Consider the following 24,117-nt stretch of genomic DNA (forward strand, 5'->3'; position numbering starts at 1 on the left):
CGTGGGCGACCAGGCTCAGTACGAGTAGCCCGAGCCGCCTGCGTCGTTCGAGCCACTGTCCGCCGGCGGTGCGACCGCCTTCGGCGTGCCCTTGGGCAGGCAGCTCAGGTTCTTCTTGCCGTCCGGCTGGACCACGAACCAGGTGCCACCGACAGCCTGGCCCTTCCACTGGCCGGGCTTCTTGTCACCGATGTAGCGGTAGACCGGCCAGCCGCCGACGGTGAGCTGACGGGTGCCGTCCTGCCGGGTCACGCTGCTGACCTTGTCGTCCGAGACGCCGGTGAGCTCCGGGTTGCCGTCGGTCAGTGCCGGGGGCCACACCTCGGCGCACTTGTCGACGCAGTTCGACGACGGCGGGTCGGCGGTGTCCTTGTCGAAGCGGTACAGGATCCAGCCGTCCTGGTCGGTGACCACCTTGCCCATCCGGGCGACGCTCTTGCCGACCAACTTCTCGGTCAGGTCGACGTCCGCGGGCGGGGCGTCGGCGGCGGGCGCCTCCGCGGAAGCCGAGGCCTCAGGTTCAACCGTCGCGGTGGGCTCGGCCGCGGCGACGGCGACCGGCTCAGCCGCGCTCGAGTTCGCCCCGTCGTAACCCGCGGGAGCGCAGGCCGTTAGTGCGACCATCGCGCTCGCGACGATGACGGTCCGCTTCATCTGTGCCACGTGCCCTCCTCATTCTTGACAGTTCACCCATAGGTACGGCGGTTGGGCTGTCAAGGTTGAAGTAGTAACAGTGGTCAATTTCACTTAAATCGATTGAACCGTTTACGGCTGCCATGCGTACGCACCCGCGAGGGGCTCTTCACGTAACGACAGATCGGCGCCGGTCATTGTGGCAATGACCGGCGCCGATGCGGTAGGCGCGCTTACATGGGTACGGTGACCAGCGGACTCGCCACGCCGTTGGCATCCACCGACTGCACCTGGAGCTGCTTGATGTCCTTCGGCAGAGCCGACGTCGAGGCGCTCAGTTCGAGACCCTGCGGCCTGGTGTTGGTGCCATAGCCGCCCTCCGGCACCGACCAGGTCGAGATGACCTCGGTGGTGGCGTTCTTGCGTACGACCACCAGTCGGCAGACGCGTGGACCGGGCAGCTTCCGCAGGCTGAAATTGATCCGGGTGCCGTAGTCCTTGGTCACCAGGAACATGGTGGTCTGCACACCGGTGGTCGGGTCGGTCGCCTCGACCTGGTCGCCCTCCACCTCGGTGCCGCCCACACCCGGGCCGCTCGGCGCGGCCGTCGGCACGCTCGTCGGAGGGTCGTTGGGCGCGCTCGGCGTCGACTCGGCGAGCACCCCCGGCGGTTGCTCGTTGCCGGTAACGCTGACGAAGCCGTACCCGGTCAGACCGCCGAAGACCACCACTGCGGCGGCCGTCGCGAGCAGGTGACGAAACCGGCTACGTCGCCGGTCGGCCCGGACCGCGCCGAGCGTCCGGTCCAGCAGGGCCGGGTCGGTCGCCGTCTGTTCCAGCGCCATCATCGTCTCGCCGTCGATGTCGGAGAGCAGCCCGACGACCGGCACCATCGTCTCCAACTCGGCCGCGCACGCCCAGCAGGTGGCGAGATGTTCCTCGAACCGCTCAGTGTCCTGCTCGTCGAGCACACCGAGCGCGTACGCCGCGACGTCCATGTGGTCCGGCCGGCTCATTCTGTCACCCCCCGCTCCTGCAGAGCCGTGCGCAGCGCGCGCAGCGCGTAGTAGACCCTCGACTTGGCGGTGCCGAGCGGCAGGCCCAACTCCTCGGCTGCCTCCGGCACCGTCCGCCCCCGGAAGTACGTCGAGATCAGAATCTCCCGGTGCGACTGACTGAGCGTACGCAGCGCGTCCGCCACCGTCATGGTGCGCAGGACCCGGTCGGTGCTGTCCGCCTCGGCGAACGCGGTGAGGTCCCGGTCGTACGTCTCCGGCGGCCGGGCCTCCTGGCTGCGGTGCTCGTCGATGGCGATGCGGCGGGCCACAGTGACCAACCACGGCCGCAACGAGCCCTGCCCCTGCGTGCCCAGCCGGTGCGCGTTGCGCCAGGCCCGCAGCAGCGTCTCCTGGACGATGTCCTCCGCGCGCTGTCGGTCCCCCCCGGTGAGGCGCATGACGAACATCAGCAACGGGCCGGCGTGCTCGGCGTAGAGCTGACGGATCAACTGGTCGGAGTGGCTGGCCTCGGTTGTCGTCGCCTGATGGCGTCCGGGCGCCGGTCGCGGCGTCACCGGACCATTCTGGCGAGTCGACGCCCGCGCGTCGACCCCTCGGGCAGACGAGGTCGACCGTGACGAGGGTCGCGCCGACAACCAGTCAGCGCGTACCGCGTCGCCATGCCAACCGGCCGCCACCGCGTGCATGCAGACCTCCGGGATGTCCGTGACCAACGCCAGCCCACGAGGTGGGCCGCCCGGTGGTACGCAGCGCCTGCCCCAGCGGATCAACAAACGACGAAAAAACTTCCCCGCCGCTGTCGGGTGGACGGTCAGCGGCGTACCGAGAACAGCCCCGGCGGTGGCGGATCGGAGCCGGTGGCGTCCGCGTCCCGAACCACCTGCGCGCCACCGACGAAGCGGTCCAGGTCGTCGCCGGCCACCACCCGGCCGGGGAACCAGTCGCCGGCGGCACGTCTGGTCAGCTCCGGCACCGGCGGTGTGGACCGCCCGGCGACCAGCACCAGATTGCCGTACCGGCGCCCACGCAGCACCGCCGCGTCCCCGACCAGACAGGCCTGCGGCAGCACCGAACGGACCGTGGCGACCTGCCCACGGGCGTGCCGCAACGGCGGGCCGTCGGCCAGGTTCGCCAGGTACCAACCGGCGGGGCGGAGCACCCGGGCCACCTCGGCGGCGTACTCCACCGACGTGAGGTGGGCCGGCGTACGCGCACCGGCGAACACGTCGGCGACCACCACGTCGTAGCTGGCCTCCCGGGAGGACGCCAGCACCGCCCTGGCGTCCTCCACCCGGACCCGCAACCGGGCATCCGACGGCCACGGCAACGCCCGACGGACCAGCTCGACCAGCGCACCGTCCACATCGGACACCCGCTGGGTCGACCCGGGTCGGGTGGCGGAGACGTACCGGGGCAGGGTCAGGGCGCCGCCACCAAGATGCAGCACCCGCAGCGGCTCACCGGCCGGCGCGAGCAGATCCACCGCGGCAGCCAACCGCCGCACGTACTCGAACTCGAGGTGGGTGGGGTCGGTCAGGTCGACGTGCGACTGCGGCGCGCCGTCCAGCAGCAGCGTCCACGAGCCGGCCCGGTCCGGGTCCGGCACCAACTCCGCCAGCCCGGTGTCCACCTGCTCGACCACACGGTCACCCGCCCGTTTACGCCCCATCGGAACCAGTGTCCGCGCTCATCGGGCGGCGCGGGCCGCAGCGGTCAACGCGCGGTGCAGCAGCCGGGAATCGCCGAGCAGGGCCCGCAGTCGGCGCTCCAGGCCGGCGATCGGGATCAGGTTCTGCGGGGCCCGCGGATCCTTGTACGGGGTGGAGGCGAAGCGCGGCAGGGTCACCAGCGACAGGTCGGCCAGCTCGATCGCCGCCTCGACGGGCAGGTCGGCGGAGCACTCCACCCGGACGATGCCCGCCCACGGCGCGCCGGTCGCCACCGGCAGCCGCAAATACCACGACCAACCGCCCCAGGCGGTGCCGAGCCGGAACACCGGGGAGCGCTCACCCGATGCCATACCGGTCACCACAGCGGTCAGCCGGGCGTCCAGGTACTGACTGTGCTGCGTCTTGATGTAGCCCAGGGTGCGCGGCAACTGCCGACGGCTGCGCAGCGGGCCGTCCACCACCAACAGGTCACCGTCGACCCGGGCGGCGTCGGACACCGCCACCTCCAACGCGGTCAGCGGGCCCTGCACGGCGGCCGGCAACTTCGCCAGCTCACCGGTGCCACCCACCCGGTGCACCGGGTAACGGATCGCGCCCGCCACCACGTCCTGCGCCGACGGGCTCGCTGTGAACAGGCCCCGACCAACCCGGGTGCCCGCCAACTGCGCCGCACCCCGCCCCAGGTCACACCGGACCACCCCGGCCGCGTACGAGGCAGCCAACCCGGGGAACGACAGGCCGTCGGTCTCCGCCGTCCAGATGCTGGCGTCGATGCGCCGAACCCCGTCGACGAGCAACACCACGTCCGGCGCCCGCACCCCGGGGCGTACCCCGATCGCCCGCCAGTCCACGGCGGGCAACTCGACGTCCGCGTCGACCTGGGCACTGCTCGGCGCGGCCGGCCCGGCGGTCGACGCCTCGAACGACGCCCCGTACGCCGGATCCCACGAATCCACGAAGAACGCGGCGTCGCTCACCGGGCCGGCCCCTCGTCAGCGACTGCGCTGCTCCCGTACGCCGCACTCCTCGCGCTCACCGGCCGGTCCGTTCGATGCGTGACGAGCGCGCGTCCTTGCGCACCTCGAACCGGACCGGGATCCGCTCGGCCAGCGCCGGAACGTGGGTGACCACACCGACCATCCGATCGCCCCGGGCCGCCAGGTTCTCCAGGGTCGCCGCCACCGTGTCCAAGGTGGCGGCGTCGAGCGTGCCGAAACCCTCGTCCAGGACGATCGACTCCAGGCTCGCTGCCGTGGTCGACATGCCGGCCAACTGCTCGGAGAGCGCCAACGCCAACGCCAGCGACGCCTGGAACGTCTCACCGCCGGAGAGGGTGCGCACGCCCCGGCGCAACCCCGCGTCGTGGTGGTCGACCACCACGAACTCGCCCTTGTCGTGCACCAGCTCGTACTGACCGGAGGAAAGCTCCCGCAGGATCCCCGACGCGCCGTCGACGAGCAGGTCCAACGCCTCGGCCAGCAACCACCGCTCGAAGTTGTTGGCCCGCAGGTGCCCGGCGAGCGCGCGCGCCACCTGCGCCTCCCGCTCGTGGCTCGCCCGCTGCTCGCGCAACGTACCGGCCTGCTCGCGACGCTCGTGCAGCCGCCGCCGGTCGGCGTCGGCCCGCTCCACCGCCACCGTCGCCGCGTGCACCGGGTCGTCCCCCACCGGCACGTCGGCGGCGGCGAAGATGCCAGCGATGCCCCGCTGCACCCCGTCGGCCACCGACTCGGCCTCCGCGACGGCGTCGGCCCGACCGGCCCGCTCGGCGCGGCGGAGGTCCGCCTCGGTGGTCGCCCACCCGGTCAGCGCCGCCCACGCGGCGGCCACGTCGTCCCGGTCGGTAGCCGGAGGGCCGAACCGGGCCAAACCGTCACGGGCGGTGTCGAATGCCCGCCACGCCGCCCGCAGCCGCTCCTCGGCGGCGTCCACCCCGGCCCGGGCCTGCCGAGCGGCCTCACGGCCAGCGCGGACCGCTGTCGCCGCCTCCTCCAGCGCGCGCCGCAACCGGGCGTGCTCGGCCAACTCCCGGCGCAGCACGGCCGGCTCGGCCGCGCCGGAGAGCTGCCCGTCCAGCTCGGCCAGCCGGGCCTCCATCTGCTCCTGGCGCGCTCGCGCGTGCACCAGCAGCCGCTCCAGCTCCCGCGCCGCCGTGTCCCGCTCCTGCACCGTCGCCTGCGCGGCCTTCGAAGCGGCCCGCGCCGCCTTGCCCGCCGCCGTCGCGGCGGCCACCGCCGAATCGGCCGGCACCGCCGGCACCTCGGCCACCGGCTGCTCGCACACCGGGCACGCCGCACCGGCATGCAGGTGCACCCGCAGGCTCACCGCCAGATCGGTGGCCTTCGCCTCCTCGTGCGCCCGGAAGGCCGCCTCCAACTCGGCGTCGGCCCGCTCGGCGACCACCCGTGCGGCGGCCAGCGCCGCCACCGCGGCGGCGTGCTCGTCATTCGCCGCGCGCACCGTCGCCCGGACCGTCTCGGCCTCGCCGGACAGCCGACCCCGATCGTCGTACGCCCGCAGTTGAAGTCGCAGCGCGCTCTCGTCACCGGCGGCGGCCAGCTCGCCGCGCAGCTTGTCCTCCCGCTCCTCGGCCAGCGACACCCCGGCCGCCGCCGCCTCGGCGTCGGCCCGCGCCGCTGCCACCGCGCGAGCGACAGCGGTCACCCCACCCGGCGCGCGCACCCCGGTCAGCACTGTCAGCTCGTCGTCCAGCGCGGTCAACGCCGCCGCGGCCTCCCGTGCGGTGACCCGGGCCGCCGCCAGCTCCGGCACCGCCTCGGCCACCGCCGCCGCCAGCTCGGCCATCCGGTCGACCCGGGCGTCGGCCTCGGCCAACGCCTCGTCGTCCACGCCGGTCAACCCGGCGAGCACCTGGTCGACCGCCTCCAGCCGGGCCTCCGCCTGCGCGGCGCGCGCCGTCGCCTTCTTCTGCACGTCCTCGTAGACGCCGAGGCCCAGCAGGTTGACCAGGATCTGTTGCCGGGTCGCCGGCTTGGCGTGCAGGAAGTCGGCGAACTGCCCCTGTGGCAGCACCACACAGCTGGTGAACTGCTCGTACGGCAGCCCGACCGCCTCCAGCACCGCCTGCTCCATCTCGGCGGGGGTGCCGGCCACCACCTCGCCGAGGTCGTCCGGGCTCAGACCGGTGTCCAGTTTGGTCACGTCGAAACCGGCCGGCATCAGCTGCAACCCGGCGTTCGCGGTTTTCACGTTGCCCCGGCCGTCCCGGCGGACCACCCGGGTCGCCACGTAACGGGCGCCGCCGGACTCGAAGACCAACCGCACCCGCGCCTCGGTCGCCGACGGCGCGAGCGCGTTCGCCAACCCCCGGGCGCCACCCCAGCGGGGCACCATGCCGTACAGGACGAAGCAGATCGCGTCCAGCACCGTCGACTTGCCCGAACCGGTGGGGCCGATCAGCGCGAAAAAGTCGGCGTCGGTGAAGTCGACAGTGGTCTCGTCCCGGAAGACCGTGAAGCCGGCCATGTCCAACCGCATCGGACGCATCAGTGCTCGACCTCCTCGAAAAGCTCGTCGAAGAGCTCCCGGACACCCTCGTCGGCGTGACCCCGGCTGTCCAGGTAGTCGGCGAACAACTCCCGGGGCGAACGCCCCGACCGCTGCGCGATGCGCGCGCCGCTGCCCGGCGCGGCCAACAGCTCCGGGTCGATCCGGATCTCCAGGGCCCGGGGGAGCAGCTCCTGGATCTCCTCGCGCAGGCCGGCGCGGGGTTGCTCCCGCACGTACACCCGCAGCCACGCGTCCGGTGCCTCGATCTCGGCGAGCTGCGCCAGGGTGCCGCGCACCGTCCGCAGCGCGCTCGCCGCCGTCACCGGCACCTCCCGCACCCGGGCGGCCGTGCTGGCCGTCACCTCGACCACCGTCACCGAGGGGATGTTCTCCTGCTCACCGAAGTCGACAGCGAGCGGGCTGCCGCTGTACCGCACCGGGCACGGGCCGGCTACCCGCTGCGCCCGGTGCAGATGACCCAGCGCCACGTAGTGCGCGGTGGCCGGAAAGACGGTGGCCGGAACGGCGTAGCCCAACACGGTGTGCGCGTCGCGCTCGCCACCACCGGTGGCCGCACCGGTCACCGTCAGATGCGCGGTGACCAGGTGCACCCGGTCCGGTTCGGTGAAACCCTCGGTCAGTCGCCCCAGCACCCGGCCCAGGTGGTCGGCGTACGTCTGGTTGGTCTCCGCGGCGGTCAGCTCGTACATCTCCAACGCGCGCACCGCGTACCGCTGGGACAGGAACGGCAACGCGGCCAGCCGCCACCGCTCGCCACCGGCGGTGGTGCCGTCGATGACGTGCTCGTCCGGGTTTTCCCGCACCCCGCCGCGCAGCGTGATGCCGGCGGCATCGGCCCACGGACGCAACGCGTCCAGCGCCGGGCCGTTGTCGTGGTTGCCGCCGATCGCCACCACGTCCGCGCCGGTACGCCGCAACGCCGTCAACGCCCTGGTGACCAGGCGGGTCGCCTCCGAGCTGGGCGCGGCGGTGTCATAGAGGTCACCGGCGACGATCACCAGATCCGGCTGTTCCGCACGGGCGATCTCGATCACCCCGGCCAGCACGGCCTTGTGCTCGTCGGCCCGGGACTGCCCCTTGAGCACCTTTCCCACGTGCCAGTCGGAGGTGTGCAGGATCTTCATGGCTGTGCCGGCCCCTAGCTAGAACGGGATGTCGTCGTCGGTGCCGCCGCCGGAGCCCACCACGGCGAACGGGTCGGCGGACTGGGTGATCGAGCGCAGCGTCTCCGATGGTGCCCGGCCCGCCTCGGAGACCCGGGTGGCCCAGGCCGGGAACGGGAACTCCAGGCAGAGCGGCACCGGAATGTCCGGCTGGTTGACGAACATGGTGCCCGGCTTGGCCAGCAACGCCCGCTGGCGCTGCGCGGGCGGCAGGAAGCCGTACTCCGGGCGGGACGCCTCGGCCGGGTCGAGCCGGCCGACCACCCGGATCGCCGAGTTGGTGACGATCCGCCGCTCCACCTCGCTCGCCGTCTGCTGCGCGCCGATCAGGATCACCCCGAGCGAACGGCCCCGCTCGGCGATGTCCAGCAGGACCTCCTTGATCGGCGAGGAGCCCTCCCGGGGGGCGTACTTGTTGAGCTCGTCGAGGACGACGAAGAGCAGCGGCTTGGCGGTGCCGGACTTCTCCTTGCGCTCGAACTCGCTCTTGAGCGTCACACCGACCACGAACCGCTGCGCGCGGTCGGGAAGGTTGTGCAGGTCGACCACTGTCACCTGGGCCGACTCGCTCGTGTTGATGGAGTGGGGGCGGCGGGTGGCGAGGTCGCCACGGATCAGCCGGGCCAGGTCCTTCTTGCTGCCGATCAACCGCCGGGCGAACGCGTTGACGGTGCCCAGCCCCACAGCGCTACCCGCCCAGTCGGAGCGGGTCTCGTCGTCGTTGAGCTGATCGACGATGTGGTCGACCAGATCGCCGTAGGAGCCGAGCCGCACCCCGTCGATGCTCACTCCGCCGTCGGCGGGCTGGGCGTAGCGGGCCAGGTGCGCGGCCACCGAGTGGACCACCATCGTGTACTGCTGGCGCTCGTCGTCGGCGTCGGCGAAGACGTACGGCAGCAGGCGGTCGGTGCAGAACTCGCTCAACGTCCAGTAGAACGCGTCGACCCCGGTGAGCCGGCTGCTCACATCCGGCGTGCCGGCCGAGTCACCGACCCGGGGCGGGGCGTACACCCGCACGTCGGGGAAGGCACCAGCGCTCAACCCGAGCTTCGCGTACGCGGCGCGGGTGGGCTCGTCGAGGCGGGTGTTCGGGTGGTCAAGGAAGAGCAGATCCTCGCCCTTGACGTTGAAGATCAGCGCCTTGGCGTTGACCGCGTCGCCGCCCAGCACGCCGGAGCGGAACACCGAGTAGAGCAGGAAGGTGGCGAAGCTGGTCTTGGTGGCCACCCCGGAGATGCCGGAGATCGAGACGTGCGCGCCCCGGCTGCCGTCGAGAAAGTCGGCGTTGAGGTAGACCGGAACCCCGTCCCGACCCATCCCCATCGGGATGCGCCGCTCCATCCGGTCGAAGTGCAGCGCGCGGGCCCGGGCGTCACCCTCGGCCCGGTGCACCACAGCGCCCGGGGTCGGCGGCACGTACAGCTCCGGATCGACCCGGGTGGTGGTCACCTCGGCCGCCTCCTGCACCTGCGCGGGCAGCGTGCCGTCGGCGATGGCGAACACGTCGGACTCGAACTGGGCGCCCTCGTGCCGAGCGCGGACCTGGGTGACCACCCCGGCGATCGTCACCGGCTCCCGGTCCGGCAGCTCGCGCCGGGTGACCACCACGTCGTCGAGCTGGAGGTAACTGCCCGGCGCGACGGCCGTCCAGAACTGCAACGGGGTGGCGTCGGCGGTGCCCAGCACGCGGCCGACCACCGCGCCCGGGCTGTCGAGCTCGGCGTCGGTCATCGGGCGGCTCGGGTCGGTCGGGCATCACGGTCGGCGCGCATGCAGTGCATCCTGCCCGAGGAGTACGACAGGTCGCCACGCGACGCGGCGGACGACACCATGCGCTGTCACACTCACAACGGTGGGTGTGTGCCCCGGCGACGGCGGGTTACGGGCGGGCGTGGCGGAGCATCAGGACGCCGTCGTCGGAGGCGAGCACGTGGCGCAGTGTCAGGTGCCGGGGCGGTGCGGTGTCGCCGGCGGTGATCCGGCCGGGGCCGGGCCCGGCCAGCAGCGGCGAGACGGTGAGGCACAGCTCGTCCACCAGGTCGGCGGCGGTGAGCGCGCCGAACAGGTGCGGACCGCCCTCGCAGAGCAGTTGGGTGAGCCCACGGCGGTGCAGCTCGGCGAGACCGGCGGCCAGGTCGACCCGCTCGGCGCCGCAGCGCAGCACGTCGGCGACGTCGGTCAGGCCGGGCGGTGGATCGGCGTCGGCGTGGGTGAGCACCACCGGGCGGGTCGGCGCGTCGGCGAAGGCGGCCTGCGCCGGGTCCAGGTCGAGGGAATGGGAGACGACCACCAGCGTCGGGTACTCCGCCAGCCCGTTGGCCAGACGCCAGGCTCGGCGGCGCTCGTTGAGCCGGACCGCCCGGTACTTCTCGTGGCGCAGTGTGCCGGCGGCCACCACCAGCGCGTCGCAGACCATCCGCAGCAGACCGAACACCCGCTTGTCCGGCTCGCCGGAGAGCCCGGCCGAGTAGCCGTCCACGGTCACCGCGCCGTCCAGGCTGGCCACGAAGTTCACCCGCAGTCGGGGCTCGTCGGCGCGGCCGTAGAGGGCGGTCAGCGCGGCGTCGTCGAGCGGCTGCGTCGACGGCTCGGGCCAGAGCCGTCGGATCGGAATTCCGACGGTCATTCGTCGGCCGGACCGGTGACCGGAGGGGTGGGTTCGGCGGTACGGTGCTGGCAGTCGCACCAGTTCCGGCCCGGGCAGTCGTCGTGTCGCCGGGCCCGGCACGCTCGGCAGATCATGCTCGCAGCCTAAGCCGCGGGAGGACAGGACAGCATGGCGCGTCAGATCTTCCAGCTGAAGATGTCCCTCGCCGGGACCCGCCCGCCGGTGTGGCGCCGGGTTCTCGTGCCGGCCGGCTACACGCTGGATCGGCTGCACCGGGTGGTGCAGCACGCGATGGGTTGGCGGGACTGCCACCTGCACTCGTTCGAGATCGACGCGGTGCAGTACGGCGAGCCGGACGCGGACGGGGAGTTGGGGTTGCGCGACGAGCTGGACGTGCGGCTCGACGCGGTGCTCGGCAAGGGCAGCCGGTTCTCCTACACGTACGACTTCGGCGACTGGTGGGAGCACGACCTGGTCGTGGAGGACGCGTTGACGGCCGACCCCGACGAGCGGTACCCGGTCTGCGTGGCCGGGGAGCGGGCCTGCCCGCCGGAGGGTGTCGGCGGGTCGTTGGGCTACCAGGCGCTCCTGGAAGCCGTGGACGACGAGAGCGACACGGCCGACCTGGTCAGCTCCCGCCACGCGATGCTGCGCGACTGGGCGGGTTCGACCTTCGACCCGTCCCGCTTCGACCCCACCCGCGCGACCACGCTCCTGCGCCACTTCTGCTGATCCACCACCCACCCCACCGCTGCCGCACCCGAGCGAGCGTTGTCGATCAAGAGGTTTGCGTCAGCTGGGCTCCGCTCTCTGACCGAAACTTCTTGATCACCCCGGTGGGGCGGGGGGTGTGGTTGGGGTTGGTGCGGTGGGAGTGGTCAGCGGTAACGATCTGGGAACGCTCCCAACGTCCTATTGACACTCCCGTTACCCGCCGGCAATCTCATGGGAGCGCTCCCGGAGGTGGCATGGGTCACTCACGCATCCCCGGCCTGGCGCGATGAGACACCCCCCACCACAACCACCCAGCCTCACCACCGGAAAGAGGGGTCAGCGCATGAGTGTCACCACGCGGCGTACCCGCCTGGCGGCCGCTGCCCTGGCCGCGATCACCGCAATCGGCGGACTCGCGGCCTGCGGCAACGACGACGACAAGCCAGCGGCCGGCGAAAAGCCCGCCAAGTTGGTCGTCGACACCTTCGGCGAGATGGGCTACGACGAGCTCGTCAAGCAGTACGAGAAGGACACCGGCATCAAGGTCGAGCTGCGCAAGACCGCGCAGCTCGGTGAGTACCGGCCGAAGCTGGTCCGCTACCTGGCCACCGGCAAGGGCGCGGCGGACGTCACCGCCCTGGAAGAGGGCATCCTCAACGAGTTCAAGCCCAACGCGCGTAACTGGGCCGACCTCGCTCCGCTGGTCGCCGACCACTCGAAGGAATACCTGCCCTGGAAGTGGGAGCTGGGCAAGGCGCCGGACGGTCGACTGATCGGCCTGCCGACCGACGTCGGCAGCCTCGCCGTCTGCTACCGCAAGGACCTGTTCCAGGCGGCCGGCCTGCCCACCGAGCGCGACCAGGTGTCGGCCCTCTGGCCGGACTGGAAGGGCTTCCACGACGCCGGTCTGAAGTACAAGCAGGGCAGCGGCGGCAAGGCGTTCATCGACTCGATCACCGCCGTCTCCAACGGTGTGCTCTTCCAGGGCAACGGTGACCTGTTCTACGACAAGGAAGACAACATCATCGCGGATACCAGCCCCGCGGTGAAGAACGCCTGGGACACCGCCACCTCGATGGCGGACATCTCCGCCAAGGCGTCCACCTGGTCGCCGGAGTGGTCGGGTGGCTTCAAGCAGGGCACCTTCGCTGCCACCTTCTGCCCGTCGTGGATGCTCGGCATCGTGTCGGACAACTCCGGTCCGGCCAACAAGGGCAAGTGGGATGTCGCGTCCGTGCCGGGCGGCGGCGGTAACTGGGGCGGCTCGTGGCTCGCGGTTCCGGCGCAGAGCAAGTACCCGAACGAGGCGGCGAAGCTCGCCGAGTACCTGACCAACGCGAAGAGCCAGGTCGAGGCGTTCAAGCTCAAGGGCCCGCTGCCCACGAACCTGGAGGCGCTGAAGAACGAGGCGTTCATCAGCTACACCAACGAGTACTTCAGCAACGCGCCGACCGGCAAGATCTTCGGCGAGAGCGTCGCCAAGATTCAGCCGACCCACCTGGGCCCGAAGCACCAGGCGGTGAAGGAGAACGCGCTCGAGCCGGCTCTGCGGGCGTTCGAGAACGGGCAGGCCGACAAGGCGAAGGCCTGGGAGCAGTTCACGAAGGACGCAAAGACTCAGGGTGCCTTCTGAGTGATTCCCTGCCGGTGGCGTTCGGGGCTTCCCGGACGCCACCGGCCGGTCCCCTCCGCGTAGCGCCCTGCGCGAGGGCCCCCGGGCCTCGCCGGAAAAGGAAATTCGCATGAGCCTGTCGGCCACGACGGCACGGCCGTCGCCAGCAGCACCGCCTTCTCCCGACGTCGATCGCCAACGTCGACGGGGAAGATTACTCAACCGCCTCGATGTCAAGTACTCGCCGTACCTCTACATCGCCCCGTTCTTCCTGATCTTCGGTGTGTTCGGGCTGTACCCGATGGTGCGTACCGCCTGGATGTCGCTGCACGACTGGGACATGATCGGCGACCACACGTTCATCGGCTTCGACAACTACACCCGGCTGGTGTCCGACGAGTACTTCTGGAACGCGCTGGTCAACACGTTCGGCATCTTCGCCCTGTCGACCATCCCGCAGTTGTTGCTCGCCCTCTTCCTGGCGAACCTGCTCAACCGGACCCTCCTGCGCGCCAAGACCTTCTTCCGGATGGCCATCTTCATGCCGAACGTGGTGTCGGTGGCCGCGGTCGCGATCGTCTTCGGGATGCTGTTCCAGCGGGAGTTCGGTCTGTTCAACTGGCTGCTCAGCTTCGTCGGTGTCGACCCGGTCGACTGGGACGGGCACCGGTGGAGTTCCTGGACGGCCATCTCCTCCATGGTCAACTGGCGGTGGACCGGGTACAACACCCTGATCCTGCTCGCCGGCATGCAGGCGATCCCGAAGGACCTCTACGAGGCCGCGGAGATCGACGGCGCCGGCCCGTGGCGACAGTTCTGGCAGATCACCCTGCCGATGCTCAAGCCCACCTTCATCTTCGTGGTCATCCTGTCCACGATCGGCGGCATGCAGCTCTTCACCGAGCCCCTGCTCTTCGGCAACGGCAACATCATCGGCGGCAACCAGCGGGAGTTCCAGACGCTGGCCATGTACATGTACGAGATGGGCATCGTGAACCTGAACACCGCCGGCTACGGAGCCGCGGTCGCCTGGGCGATCTTCATGATCATCATCGTGGTGTCGCTGTTCAACTTCCTACTCGTCCGCCGCTCGGCGAAGTGAGGAGAGATCGATGATCTCGGCTTCCCAGCGCCTGTGGCGCACCAGCCCGCTGACCTACCTGGCGCTCGTCCTGGCGGCACTGCTGTCGATCTACCCGTTCTACTACATGCTGGTGATCGGCAGCCGCAGCCTGGACAACATCAACGACGTGCCGCCGCCGCTGACCCCCGGTGGCGCGTTCGGTGACAACTTCCAGCGGGTGCTCGACAACGACGCCGCCAACTTCCTCACCGGCATGATGAACTCGATCATCGTCTCCTCGGTGGTCACCCTGTCGGTGGTGCTCACCGGTTCGCTGGCCGGGTTCGCCTTCGCCAAGCTGAAGTTCCGCGGCAGCAACGCCCTCCTGCTGGCGATCATCGTCACCATGATGATCCCGACCCAGATGGGGCTCATCCCGCTCTGGGGCATGATGCAGGACCTGGGGTGGTACGACACGCTCTACGCGGTCACCGTGCCGTTCCTGGTCACCGCCTTCGGCGTGTTCATGATGCGGCAGTACGCCAGCCAGGCGATCTCCGACGAGCTGATCGAGGCCGGTCGCGTCGACGGGGCCAGCACGTTCCGGATCTACTGGAGCATCGTGCTGCCCGCGCTGCGTCCCGCCGCCGGCGTGCTCGGTCTGCTGACCTTCATGGAGACCTGGAACTCGTTCCTCTGGCCGTACGCCATCCTCACCCCGGAGAACCCGACCCTCCAGGTCTCGCTCTCCTTCCTCTCGTACGCCTACTACACCGACTACTCCCAGGTGTTCGCCGCCACGGCGATCGGCACCATCCCCCTGGTAATCGTCTTTCTCGTGTTCGGCCGCCAGATCATCGGCGGGATCATGGAAGGTGCCGTCAAGTCGTGAGCAACCCCGCCAGCCCACCCGCCGTCGATGTCCTCGACGAGCGTCCCGGGCTGACCTTTCCACCCGGATTCCTCTGGGGGGCCGCGACGGCGGCATACCAGATCGAGGGGGCGGCAGCCGTGGACGGCCGCACCCCGTCGATCTGGGACACCTTCAGCCACACCGACGGTCGGGTCCTCTTTGGGCACACCGGCGATGTGGCGTGCGACCACTACCACCGCCTCGGCGAGGACGTCGCGCTGATGGCCGAGCTGGGCCTCAAGTCGTACCGTTTCTCGGTCTCCTGGTCCCGGGTGCAGCCCGGCGGCGTCGGCGCGGCCAACCCGCAGGGCCTGGTCTTCTACCAGCGACTCGTCGACGAGCTGCTGGCCAACGGCATCGAGCCGTGGCTCACCCTCTACCACTGGGATCTGCCGCAGCCGCTCGAAGACGCCGGCGGTTGGCCGGCCCGGGACACCGCGGCCCGCTTCGCCGACTACACGAGCCTGATGGCCGACGCGCTCGGTGACCGGGTGCGCTACTGGACCACGCTGAACGAGCCGTGGTGCTCGGCGTTCCTCGGCTACGGCTCCGGCGTGCACGCCCCCGGCCGCACCGACGGAGCGGACGCGGTGCGCGCCGGCCACCACCTGATGCTCGGTCACGGCTTGGCCGTGCAGGCGCTGCGGGCCGCCCGGCCGGGCGCCGAGGTGGGCGTGACAGTCAACCTCTACCCGGTCGACCCGGCCAGCGACAGCCCCGCCGACGTGGACGCGGCGCGGCGTATCGACGGGTTGGCCAACCGGTTCTTCCTGGACCCGCTGCTGCGGGGGTCGTACCCGGAGGACCTGGTGGCCGACCTCAGCACGGTGACCGACTTCGAGCACGTGCACGACGGCGACCTGGCGACCATCTCCACGCCGCTGGACCTGGTCGGGGTCAACTACTACAGCCGGCACGTGGTCGCCGCGCCGGTCGAGGGCGTGGAGGCCGACCCGGCCCCCTCGTGCTGGCCGGGCAGCGAGGACGTCCGGTTCGTCACCCGTGGCGTTCCGGTCACGGACATGGGCTGGGAGATCGACGCCCCGGGTCTGACCGAGACGCTGCGCCGGGTGCACGACTACACCGAGCTGCCCCTGTACGTCACCGAAAACGGCTCCGCGTTCGTCGACTCGGTGGTCGACGGGCAGGTCGACGACGTCGATCGGCTGGCCTACTTCGACGCCCACCTGCGCGCCGCCCACGAGGCGATCGACGCCGGAGTGCCTCTGCGGGGATACTTTGCCTGGTCGCTGATGGATAATTTCGAATGGGCCTGGGGTTACACCAAGCGGTTCGGCATGATCCACGTCGACTACGACAGTCAGGTCCGCACCCCCAAGTCCAGCGCCAAGTGGTACGCCTCGGTGATCCGGCGCAACGGTCTGGCCGCACAATAGGCTCGGGCCAGCCATCAGGACGGCCCCGGCGTCCACCTCCCGCAGGTGGCGCCGGGTCCGCCCGCCGTCGGAGGAGCACACGATGACAACGCAGCGCACCCGGTCGCTCGGGCGCCCGACCCTCGACGCGGTCGCGGCGCGTGCCGGCGTCGGCCGGGGCACAGTCTCCCGCGTGGTCAACGGCTCGCCCCAGGTCAGCCCGGAGGCCCGCGCCGCGGTCCAACAGGCCATCGCAGAGCTGGGGTACGTGCCGAACCGGGCCGCCCGTGCGCTCGTCACCCAGCGGACCGACTCCGTCGCGCTGGTGGTCTCCGAATCCGGCGAGCGGGTCTTCACCGAGCCGTTCTTCGCCTCGATCGTGCGGGGGATCAGCTCGGGGCTGCTGGAGACGCCGATGCAGCTCTGGCTGGCCATGGCCCAGTCGCCGGTGGAACGGGAGCGCGTCGAGCACCACCTCACCAACCAGCACGTCGACGGCGTACTACTGCTGTCGTTGCACGACTCCGACCCGCTGCCGACGCTGCTGGAGGAGCGCGGCCTGCCCGCCGTGCTCGGCGGTCGGCCCGCCCGGATGCTGCAACCCGGCGCCCAACCGGCCTGGTTTGTCGACGTGGACAACGTTGGCGGGGCCCGGCAGGCGGTGGAGTACCTGGCGAGACAGGGCCGGCGACGCGTCGCCACCATCGCCGGTCCGCAGGACATGGGTGCGGGGCTGGCCCGTCTGGCTGGCTACACCGATGCGGTCAAGGCCACCGGCGCCAGCGTCAACCCCGACCTGATCGCGTACGGCGACTTCAGTGAGGGTAGCGGCGCGGCTGGAATGCGCCGACTGCTGGATGTCTGCCCGGACCTCGACGCGGTCTTCGTCGCGTCCGACCTCATGGCGTTCGGCGCGCTGCGTACCCTGCGTGAGGCCGGCCGGCGTGTGCCCGAGGACGTCGCGGTGATCGGCTTCGATGACGCGACCATCGCCCGACAGGCTGAGCCGCCGTTGACCACTGTCTTCCAGCCGGTGGAGGAGATGGGCCGGCAGATGGCCCGCCTGCTGGTGGCCCGGATCCGTGGCGAGGAGCTACCCGCCTCCCACATCCTCCTGGACACCCAACTGATCCACCGAGCCTCCGCCTAACCCCACCCCCACCCCCACCCCCACCCCACCCCACCCCGCAGCGCCCCGCGCCCAGCGTGTGTCGATCATGGGGTTGGCCTGGACATTTCCGTGTGGTGGCGTGCGAGCGCGGGACGTGCGGGTGCGGTGGGGCAGGGGCAGGGGCAGGGGCAGGGGCAGGGCGGGGCGGGGCGTGGGGCGGGCGGGGTTACGGGGCCCAGCGGCGTAGTTCGCGCTTGGCCAGGGAGTTGCGGTGCACCTCGTCGGGCCCGTCGGCCAGGCGCAGGGTGCGGGTCTGCGCCCAGAGGGCGGCCAGTGGCGTGTCCTGGCTGACACCGGCGCCGCCGTACCCCTGGATAGCCTTGTCGATCACCCACTCCGCCATCGCCGGCGTGCCGATCTTGATGGCCTGGATCTCGGTGTGCGCGCCCTTGTTGCCGACGGTGTCCATCAGCCAGGCCGTCTTGAGCACCAGCAGCCGGGCCTGCTCGATGCGGACCCGGGACTCGGCGATCCACTCCCGGACCACGCCCTGCTCGGCCAGCGGTCGGCCGAAGGCGATCCGTTCGTTGGCGCGGCGGCAGAGCAACTCCAATGCCCGCTCCGCCATTCCGATCAATCGCATGCAGTGGTGGATCCGGCCCGGCCCGAGCCGGGCCTGGGCGATGGCGAAGCCGGTACCCTCGGCGCCGATCAGGTTCTCCGCTGGCACCCGGACGTCGGTGAAGTCGATCTCGGCGTGCCCGCCGTGCGAACCGTCGGTGTAGCCGAAGACGGTCATGCCCCGGCGCACTGTCACCCCGGGGGTGTCGCGGGGGACCAGCACCATGCTCTGCTGGCGGTGCCGGTCAGCGGTGGGGTCGGTCTTGCCCATCACGATGAAGATCTCGCAGCGCGGGTCCATGGCCCCGGACGACCACCACTTTCGTCCGTTGATCACGTACTCGTCGCCGTCGCGGGTGATCCGGGTGGCGATGTTGGTGGCGTCGGAGGAGGCGACATCCGGCTCGGTCATGCAGAAGGCCGAGCGGATCTCGCCCTCCAGCAGCGGCATCAGCCAGCGCTGTTGCTGCGCCTCCGAACCGAACTCGGCCAGCAACTCCATGTTGCCGGTGTCCGGTGCCGCGCAGTTGACCGCCTCCGGCGCGAGGTGCGGGCTGCGCCCGGTCAGCTCGGCCAGGGGGGCGTACTGGAGGTTGGTCAGGCCGGCGCCGTAACGCGGGTCGGGCAGGAAGAGGTTCCACAGGCCGCGCTTGCGGGCCTCCGTCTTCAGTTCGGCCAACACCGGGGTACGCGACCACGGGTCCCCGGCGGCCACCTGTTCGGCGTGCACGGCCTCGGCCGGGTAGACGTGCTCGGTCAGGAACCGGGTCAGCTCGGCGCGCAGCTCTTCGGTCCGGCTGTCGTATGAGAAGTCCATCACCGCTCCCTGGCGGCGGTAAGCCCGTGCGCGACCAGCGGTGCCACCATTTCGCCGATCCGGTCGAAGCCCTCGCCGAGCGTCTGCCCGAGCGTGTGGCGGTAGTGGATGCCCTCGCAGATGACCGCGAGCTTGAAACAGCCCAGCGCCACGTGCCAGTGCAGCGGCCCGACGTCGACATCGCTGCGGCCGGCGTACCTGTCGATCAGTTCGCTGCCGGTGGGGAAGCCGGCGCGCGGGCCGAGCCCGTCGGCGACGGGGTTGCTCGCGGCGGTGTCGCTGCCACCGAGCACGTCCCAGTAGGTCAGCAGCAGCCCCAGGTCGGCGAGGGGGTCGCCGAGGGTGGCCATCTCCCAGTCGAGCACCGCGTGCACGGCCACCGGGTCGGCTGAGGCGAGGAGGTTGTCCAGCCGGTAGTCGCCGTGCACGATCCGGCCGGCGTTCGCGCCCTCCGGTGCGGTCGCCGCGAGCAGGTCACGCAGCTCGTCGATGCCGGGCAGCGGCCGGCTTCGGGAGCGGTCGAGCTGCCCGGACCAGCGGCGGACCTGCCGGGCGAGGTAGCCCTCGGGGCGGCCGAAGTCAGCCAACCCGACGCTCGACGGGTCGACGCTGTGGAGCGCGGCCAGCGTGTCCATCATCGCCATGGCCAGTGCGCGGCGGCGCTCGTCGCCCAGCGGGTCGGTCTGCGCGCGGGTGCGGAACACCTCGCCGGGCATCCGCTCCATGAGGTAGAACGGCGCGCCGATCACCTCGGGGTCGGTGCAGAGCAGCAGCGCGCCCGGGACCGGGACCTCGGTCGGCGCCAGCGCCGAGATGACCCGGAACTCGCGCGCCATGTCGTGCGCGGTCGCCAGGACGTGGCCCAGCGGGGGGCGGCGCAGCACCACCTCGCGGTCGCCGAGGCGCAGCAGGTAGGTGAGGTTGGACTTGCCGCCCGCGATCAGCTGGGCCCGCAGCGGCCCGACGGCCAGCTCGGGTCGGTGCTGTGCCAGATGGTCGGCGAGACGGTCAAGGGCCAGCCCCGCTGGGGAGACGGCCGGGGCCTCCGGCCGTGACTCGTCGACGGCCGGATCGCTCATCGGACTAGTTGATTGCAGCCCGCTCACGTTGTCAAGGTCAGAATTTCCGCTCGGGACATGCCCCTGCAACAGGGACGAAATGGTCAACTACCAGGCTGTGGTCAGCCTGCCGGTCGCTTCTCTGCCGGCCCGCCGAGCGGAGGGACAGACATGTTGCTGCGAGTTCGGGTCACCCTGCCGGACCGTCCGGGCACCCTCGGTCAGGTCGCCCGCACCTTGGGCGTCTCCGGGGCGGACATCGTCCAGGTGGTGGTCCTCGAACGGCTCGGCGGGCGCGCGGTGGACGACTTCACTGTCGTCTGGCCGGGTGCGGCGCGGGTGGAGCGGCTGCTGGCTGGCCTCGCGGCGATACCGGGGGTGCGGGTGGACGGTGTGTGGCGGGCGATCGGCGCGCCCACCACCACCGGTCAGGACGCGGAGCTGTTGGCCCAGGTCGCGGCCAACCCGGCCGACGGGTTGGCCACCCTGGTCGACGCGGTGCCGGGGCTGCTGGCCGCCGACTGGGCAGTGGCCGCCGTGGTGCCGGTCGACTGGGCCTCGCGCAGCGGGGGCGGCGGGGCGACCGTGGGGTACGCGAGCTGGCGGGTTCCCGTACCCGCGCGGTTGCCGGAGGTGACCCCGCTGCGCGGTCGGTCGATGACCACGCCCGACGGGACCCACCACGCGATCACGCCGTTCGGCCGGGCGGGCCTGGTGCTGGTGGTGGCCCGTGAGCGCAACGAGACCCTCTCCGCCGCGGCGTTCCACAGCACCGAGGTGGATCGGCTCACCCAGCTCGTCCGCGCCTGCGCGGTGATCCTCGGTGACCGACTCGATCTCGTCGGTTCGCCGCCGGTGGTCGCCGGCCCCTGAGCGGCCGAGGAGTTCCCGGGCCGACACCGCCGGGCAACCGGGCGGCAACAGGCGGGGGTGAGGCTCTTACCGGGGAAGGGAGCCAACCATGACGTTGTGGCGGATCCGAGCGACGGTGGACGACCGACCGGGTTACCTGTCGGTGCTCACGGCGAGCCTCGCGCTGCGTGGGGTCAACATCCTCACCGTGCAGGTGCAGCCCACCGAGCAGGGCGCGGTGGACGATTTCCTGGTCGACGCGCCGGACGCGCTCGACGAGGCTGGGCTGATCGCCGCCGTCGAGCGGGGTCGGGGCCGGGACTGCTGGGTGGCGCGCAGCGAGGCGCGTGGTCTGGCCGACCAGCCCACCCGGGTGCTCGGGCTGGCCAACCGGTTGGTGCGTGACCCGGACGCGACGGGCGAGGCGTTGCGGACGCTGCTCGCCGCCGACGTCGTCAGCTGGCGACCAGCGTCGGTCGGCGGCGAACGGGGGATCACCGGGGCGAGCATGCTGTTGGCGGACCCGGCGGGCGGTTCGTTCGCGCTGCGCCGGGCCGCGCCCGACTTCACCCCGGCGGAGTACGCACGGGCGCAGGCCCTCGTCGAGCTGGCCGCCACTGTGGCGCGCCGGGCCGTCGAACAGGTGACAGTGGTGCTGCCCGACGGCGCGGAGGTGGCCGTCCGTCCGGCGAGCGCCCACGATCTGCCCGGCGTGGTGGAGCTGCACGAGGCGTGCTCGCCGCGTAGCCGTCAGCGGCGTTACCTGGGCGGGGCGGCGCTGCCGCAGCCGGCCCGCCTGCGTCGACTGCTGGAGCCGAGCCGAGGGCTGACGCTGATCGCCAGCAGCACCGGCTCCGACGGCGCGGCCGAGTCGGTGGTCGCCATGGTGAACCTGCTCGGCGAGGGCGACGAGGCGGAGGTGGCGCTGCTGGTGCGCGACGACTGGCAGCGGCGTGGGCTCGGCTCGGCGTTGCTGCGCCGGGTGGTTCAGCACGCCGACCGGTCCGGGTACGCGGCGCTGGTGCTGCACGTGCAGGCCACGAACGACCCGATGCTGCGGACGCTGCACCGGCTGGGCCGGCGCACCGTTGTGGAACGCGACGGCGGGCTGCTCACCCTCACCGTGCCGCTCGCTGTCCCCGCCGGGGCGGACCGGACGGGCGCGTTCGCCTAGGGCCCTGCTCAGGGCCTGGGCGGCTCGCGGCGGCCCGAGACGCAGAACCGGTTGCCCTCCGGGTCGGCGAGCACCACGTACGGCGGCTCGGTCGGGTGTGGGTCGGTGGGATAGTGCCGCCAGTCGACGATCCGCGCGCCGAGGGCGAGCAGCCGGTCAAGTTCCTCGTCGAGGGGTCGGTCGCCGGCGTCCAGATCCAGGTGGAGCCGGGGGAACTCCCGCACGGGGCTCTCGCTGAGGTCCATCGCGAGGCCTGCGCCCGGCACCCCGGGCGGCGGCTCCAGCACGATCCACTCGTCGCCGGTGAATCGGGGCTCGCGGCGACGGTAGCCGAGGGCCGCGGCCCAGAACGTTCCGGCCCGTTCGGCGTCGGCCACGCCCAGGGAGAGCTGTGCGATCAGTGCCATCTCCCGACGGTACGTGGCGACGAGAGCCCCTTGTGCGCGGCGAGCCTCCACAAGGGGCCCGGTCGTCAGGTGCTGGGGTAGCTGCTGTAGTCGGGGAAGTTGCCGTAGAGCCGGCTGTCTCCGCCGACGGTGACGGCCTGCACCAGCAGGTCGCCGCCGACGAACGCGCCCTTCCAGGAGGCGCCCCGCCCGCCGAACGGTTCGTCCCGGTCGCCGCGTGAGCGTGGCTTGTTGATGCCCACCTTGAACGCCTGAAGGTCCACGGCGAGCTTGCCGGCCTCGTCGGTGTCGTCGCAGGCGAGTGAGGCGACCAGCGCGCCGTTGGAGGCGTTCATCGCGGCCAGCAGCTCGTCGGTGGTGTCCACCACGACGATCGTGTCGACCGGACCGAACGGCTCGGCGTGCATCAGTCGGGACCGTCCGGGCGGGGCGAGCAGCACCGACGGCGCCACGTACGCCGAGGTGTCCTGCCCGGGCAGGAACGGCGCGCCGGCGAGTTTGCCCCGGTGCAGGGGGATCGCGCCGCCACGGACCGCCTCGTCGACGGTGCGGCGGAGCTCGTCGGCCTTGGTGGCGCTGATCAGCGGACCGAAGTCCAGCTCGGGCAGCGGGTCACCGGCGGCCCAGTCGTCACCGACGGCGAGCGGGTGACCGAAGCGGACCGAGCGGACGACCGGCAGGTACATGTCGAGGAACTCGTCGACGAGGTCGCGCTGCACCACGAACCGGGGGTACGCGGTGCAGCGCTGCTTGCCGTACTCGAAGCCCTTCCTGAGGTGCGCGGCGAGCAGGTCCCACTGGGAGAAGTTCCAGATGCCCCAGGCGTTGAGGCCCTCCTGCTCGATGAAGTGCCGCTTGTCGCTGTCGAGCAGAGCGGCGGCCACCTTGCCGCCGTTGGAACGGCCGCCGACGAACGCCACAGCGCCGATCTCGGGTGCCCGGACCAGCACCTCGGACAGTTCCGCGCCGCTGCCGGAGACGAGCGTGGCGGGCAGTCCGGCCCGGCGCATCAGCGCGTGCGCGACGGTCAGGCACACCGCGCCGCCCTGGGACGGGGTCTTGGCGATGACCGCGTTGCCGGCCAGGAGCTGCACCAGTTCGGCGTGCACCAGCACGCTCATCGGGTAGTTCCACGACGCGATGTTGCTGACCGGGCCGGGCAGCGGCTCGCGGCCGTCGGCGAGCATCCGGTCGATCTCGCCCGCGTACCAGCGGACGCCGTCGAGCGCCCGGTCCACGTCGGCGCAGGCCAGCCGCCACGGCTTGCCGATCTCCCACACCAGCAGCAGGGCGAGCAGGTCGCGGTGGGCGGTGAGCGAGTCCAGGGCCTCGGCGACCCGGGCCCTGCGGTCGGCCAGCGGGGTCCGGGCCCAGGCCCGGTGCGCGGCGGCGGCGTGGGCGACCGCGGCGCGCGCGGTGGTCGCGTCGACCCGGGGCAGGTTGATGAGGACGGTGTTGTCCACCGGGGTGCGGACCGGGGCGGGCTGGCCGACCGCCCGCCATTCGCCCTCGACCAGGTTGTGCAGGGTGGTGACGCCGTCGACCTCGGCGCCGAACGCCTCCGGGGCGACGGTCACCGCGCGGGCCAGGATGTCGGCCCAGGCGGTGTCGTCGGCGAGTCGTAGTGCCATCGCTTCTCCTCAGGGTTGACCAGGGAGCGGCGGCGTCGACGGCACCGCTGGTGAGCGGTACTGTCTCGCGCTTCGTAGCGGGTCAGCAACAGTACGTTTGTCTGGCTGGTCGCCGGAGCGCTCGATCGGTGCGAAATGTATCGC

General features: G+C 71.5%; 21 protein-coding genes. 8 read left to right on the top strand and 13 right to left on the bottom strand.

Annotation, left to right across the window (positions count from 1 at the left end; translation table 11 throughout):
- Positions 1-15 precede the first annotated feature (15 nt).
- The 9 genes from ACGF3C_RS24565 to ACGF3C_RS24605 all read right to left on the bottom strand — a co-directional run bounded on the left by ACGF3C_RS24565 (position 16) and on the right by ACGF3C_RS24605 (position 10,642).
- Positions 16-663: a hypothetical protein gene (locus ACGF3C_RS24565; protein ID WP_355009394.1), complete on the bottom strand. Its 648-nt coding sequence runs from the start codon at positions 661-663 to the stop codon at positions 16-18.
- Positions 664-866: 203 nt separating this feature from the next.
- Entirely contained in the window at positions 867-1,649 is a 783-nt protein-coding gene (locus tag ACGF3C_RS24570; RefSeq protein ID WP_393225504.1) for an anti-sigma factor family protein, read from the bottom strand.
- Entirely contained in the window at positions 1,646-2,338 is a 693-nt protein-coding gene (locus ACGF3C_RS24575) for a sigma-70 family RNA polymerase sigma factor (RefSeq protein ID WP_030488630.1), read from the bottom strand. The genes ACGF3C_RS24570 and ACGF3C_RS24575 overlap by 4 nt, the downstream gene beginning before the upstream one ends.
- A 125-nt stretch (positions 2,339-2,463) precedes the next feature.
- Complete coding sequence (locus tag ACGF3C_RS24580) at positions 2,464-3,321, bottom strand: spermidine synthase (protein WP_393225507.1); 858 nt, start codon at positions 3,319-3,321, stop codon at positions 2,464-2,466.
- Between the two features lie 18 nt (positions 3,322-3,339).
- Positions 3,340-4,299, bottom strand: coding sequence for a hypothetical protein (locus tag ACGF3C_RS24585; RefSeq protein WP_355009397.1), 960 nt, complete (start codon positions 4,297-4,299; stop codon positions 3,340-3,342).
- Between the two features lie 55 nt (positions 4,300-4,354).
- A complete protein-coding gene (locus ACGF3C_RS24590) occupies positions 4,355-6,829 on the bottom strand; it encodes an AAA family ATPase (protein WP_393225510.1) in 2,475 nt (824 codons plus the stop codon).
- Complete coding sequence (locus tag ACGF3C_RS24595) at positions 6,829-7,977, bottom strand: exonuclease SbcCD subunit D (protein WP_357225935.1); 1,149 nt, start codon at positions 7,975-7,977, stop codon at positions 6,829-6,831. Before ACGF3C_RS24595 ends, ACGF3C_RS24590 begins: the two co-directional genes overlap by 1 nt.
- 18 nt (positions 7,978-7,995) lie before the next feature.
- Positions 7,996-9,747 carry an ATP-binding protein gene (locus tag ACGF3C_RS24600; protein ID WP_357225940.1) on the bottom strand — a complete coding sequence of 584 codons (1,752 nt, stop codon included), beginning with the start codon at positions 9,745-9,747 and terminating at the stop codon, positions 7,996-7,998.
- A 148-nt stretch (positions 9,748-9,895) separates the two neighbouring features.
- Entirely contained in the window at positions 9,896-10,642 is a 747-nt protein-coding gene (locus ACGF3C_RS24605) for a pyrimidine reductase family protein (RefSeq protein WP_357225946.1), read from the bottom strand.
- 150 nt (positions 10,643-10,792) lie between these two features.
- On the opposite strand from ACGF3C_RS24605, the gene ACGF3C_RS24610 reads away from it, so the two are divergent.
- The 6 genes from ACGF3C_RS24610 to ACGF3C_RS24635 all read left to right on the top strand — a co-directional run bounded on the left by ACGF3C_RS24610 (position 10,793) and on the right by ACGF3C_RS24635 (position 17,452).
- On the top strand, positions 10,793-11,356 hold the full coding sequence (locus ACGF3C_RS24610) for a plasmid pRiA4b ORF-3 family protein (protein WP_357225951.1): 564 nt from the start codon (positions 10,793-10,795) through the stop codon (positions 11,354-11,356).
- A gap of 325 nt (positions 11,357-11,681) precedes the next feature.
- Positions 11,682-12,971: an extracellular solute-binding protein gene (locus tag ACGF3C_RS24615; RefSeq protein ID WP_357225955.1), complete on the top strand. Its 1,290-nt coding sequence runs from the start codon at positions 11,682-11,684 to the stop codon at positions 12,969-12,971.
- Positions 12,972-13,080: 109 nt separating this feature from the next.
- Positions 13,081-14,052, top strand: a complete 972-nt coding sequence (locus ACGF3C_RS24620; RefSeq protein WP_357206988.1) for a sugar ABC transporter permease — start codon at positions 13,081-13,083, stop codon at positions 14,050-14,052.
- Positions 14,053-14,062: 10 nt separating this feature from the next.
- Positions 14,063-14,905 carry a carbohydrate ABC transporter permease gene (locus ACGF3C_RS24625; RefSeq protein WP_357206990.1) on the top strand — a complete coding sequence of 281 codons (843 nt, stop codon included), beginning with the start codon at positions 14,063-14,065 and terminating at the stop codon, positions 14,903-14,905.
- Entirely contained in the window at positions 14,902-16,323 is a 1,422-nt protein-coding gene (locus tag ACGF3C_RS24630; protein ID WP_393225517.1) for a GH1 family beta-glucosidase, read from the top strand. The genes ACGF3C_RS24625 and ACGF3C_RS24630 overlap by 4 nt, the downstream gene beginning before the upstream one ends.
- Positions 16,324-16,405: 82 nt before the next feature.
- Positions 16,406-17,452, top strand: a complete 1,047-nt coding sequence (locus tag ACGF3C_RS24635; RefSeq protein ID WP_355009408.1) for a LacI family DNA-binding transcriptional regulator — start codon at positions 16,406-16,408, stop codon at positions 17,450-17,452.
- Positions 17,453-17,639: 187 nt separating this feature from the next.
- Here the strand turns inward: ACGF3C_RS24635 and ACGF3C_RS24640 are convergent, their stop codons facing one another.
- The gene (locus ACGF3C_RS24640) at positions 17,640-18,851 is read right to left on the bottom strand and encodes an acyl-CoA dehydrogenase family protein (RefSeq protein WP_393225521.1); all 1,212 of its coding nucleotides are present in this window, start codon (positions 18,849-18,851) and stop codon (positions 17,640-17,642) included.
- On the bottom strand, positions 18,851-19,930 hold the full coding sequence (locus tag ACGF3C_RS24645) for a phosphotransferase family protein (protein WP_357232643.1): 1,080 nt from the start codon (positions 19,928-19,930) through the stop codon (positions 18,851-18,853). Before ACGF3C_RS24645 ends, ACGF3C_RS24640 begins: the two co-directional genes overlap by 1 nt.
- Positions 19,931-20,080: 150 nt before the next feature.
- On the opposite strand from ACGF3C_RS24645, the gene ACGF3C_RS24650 reads away from it, so the two are divergent.
- Together ACGF3C_RS24650 and ACGF3C_RS24655 are read left to right on the top strand one after the other, a co-directional pair.
- Positions 20,081-20,782, top strand: coding sequence for an amino acid-binding protein (locus ACGF3C_RS24650; RefSeq protein ID WP_357232645.1), 702 nt, complete (start codon positions 20,081-20,083; stop codon positions 20,780-20,782).
- An 88-nt stretch (positions 20,783-20,870) separates the two neighbouring features.
- The gene (locus ACGF3C_RS24655; protein ID WP_357232647.1) at positions 20,871-21,935 is read left to right on the top strand and encodes a GNAT family N-acetyltransferase; all 1,065 of its coding nucleotides are present in this window, start codon (positions 20,871-20,873) and stop codon (positions 21,933-21,935) included.
- Between the two features lie 8 nt (positions 21,936-21,943).
- Here ACGF3C_RS24655 and ACGF3C_RS24660 read toward each other — a convergent pair whose 3' ends face one another.
- Both ACGF3C_RS24660 and ACGF3C_RS24665 read right to left on the bottom strand, forming a co-directional pair.
- Entirely contained in the window at positions 21,944-22,342 is a 399-nt protein-coding gene (locus ACGF3C_RS24660; RefSeq protein ID WP_357232649.1) for a VOC family protein, read from the bottom strand.
- Positions 22,343-22,407: 65 nt separating this feature from the next.
- On the bottom strand, positions 22,408-23,973 hold the full coding sequence (locus ACGF3C_RS24665) for an aldehyde dehydrogenase family protein (protein ID WP_393225526.1): 1,566 nt from the start codon (positions 23,971-23,973) through the stop codon (positions 22,408-22,410).
- Positions 23,974-24,117: the final 144 nt, after the last annotated feature.

Source organism: Micromonospora sp. NPDC047762, from assembly GCF_043204655.1.
Lineage (GTDB): Bacteria > Actinomycetota > Actinomycetes > Mycobacteriales > Micromonosporaceae > Micromonospora.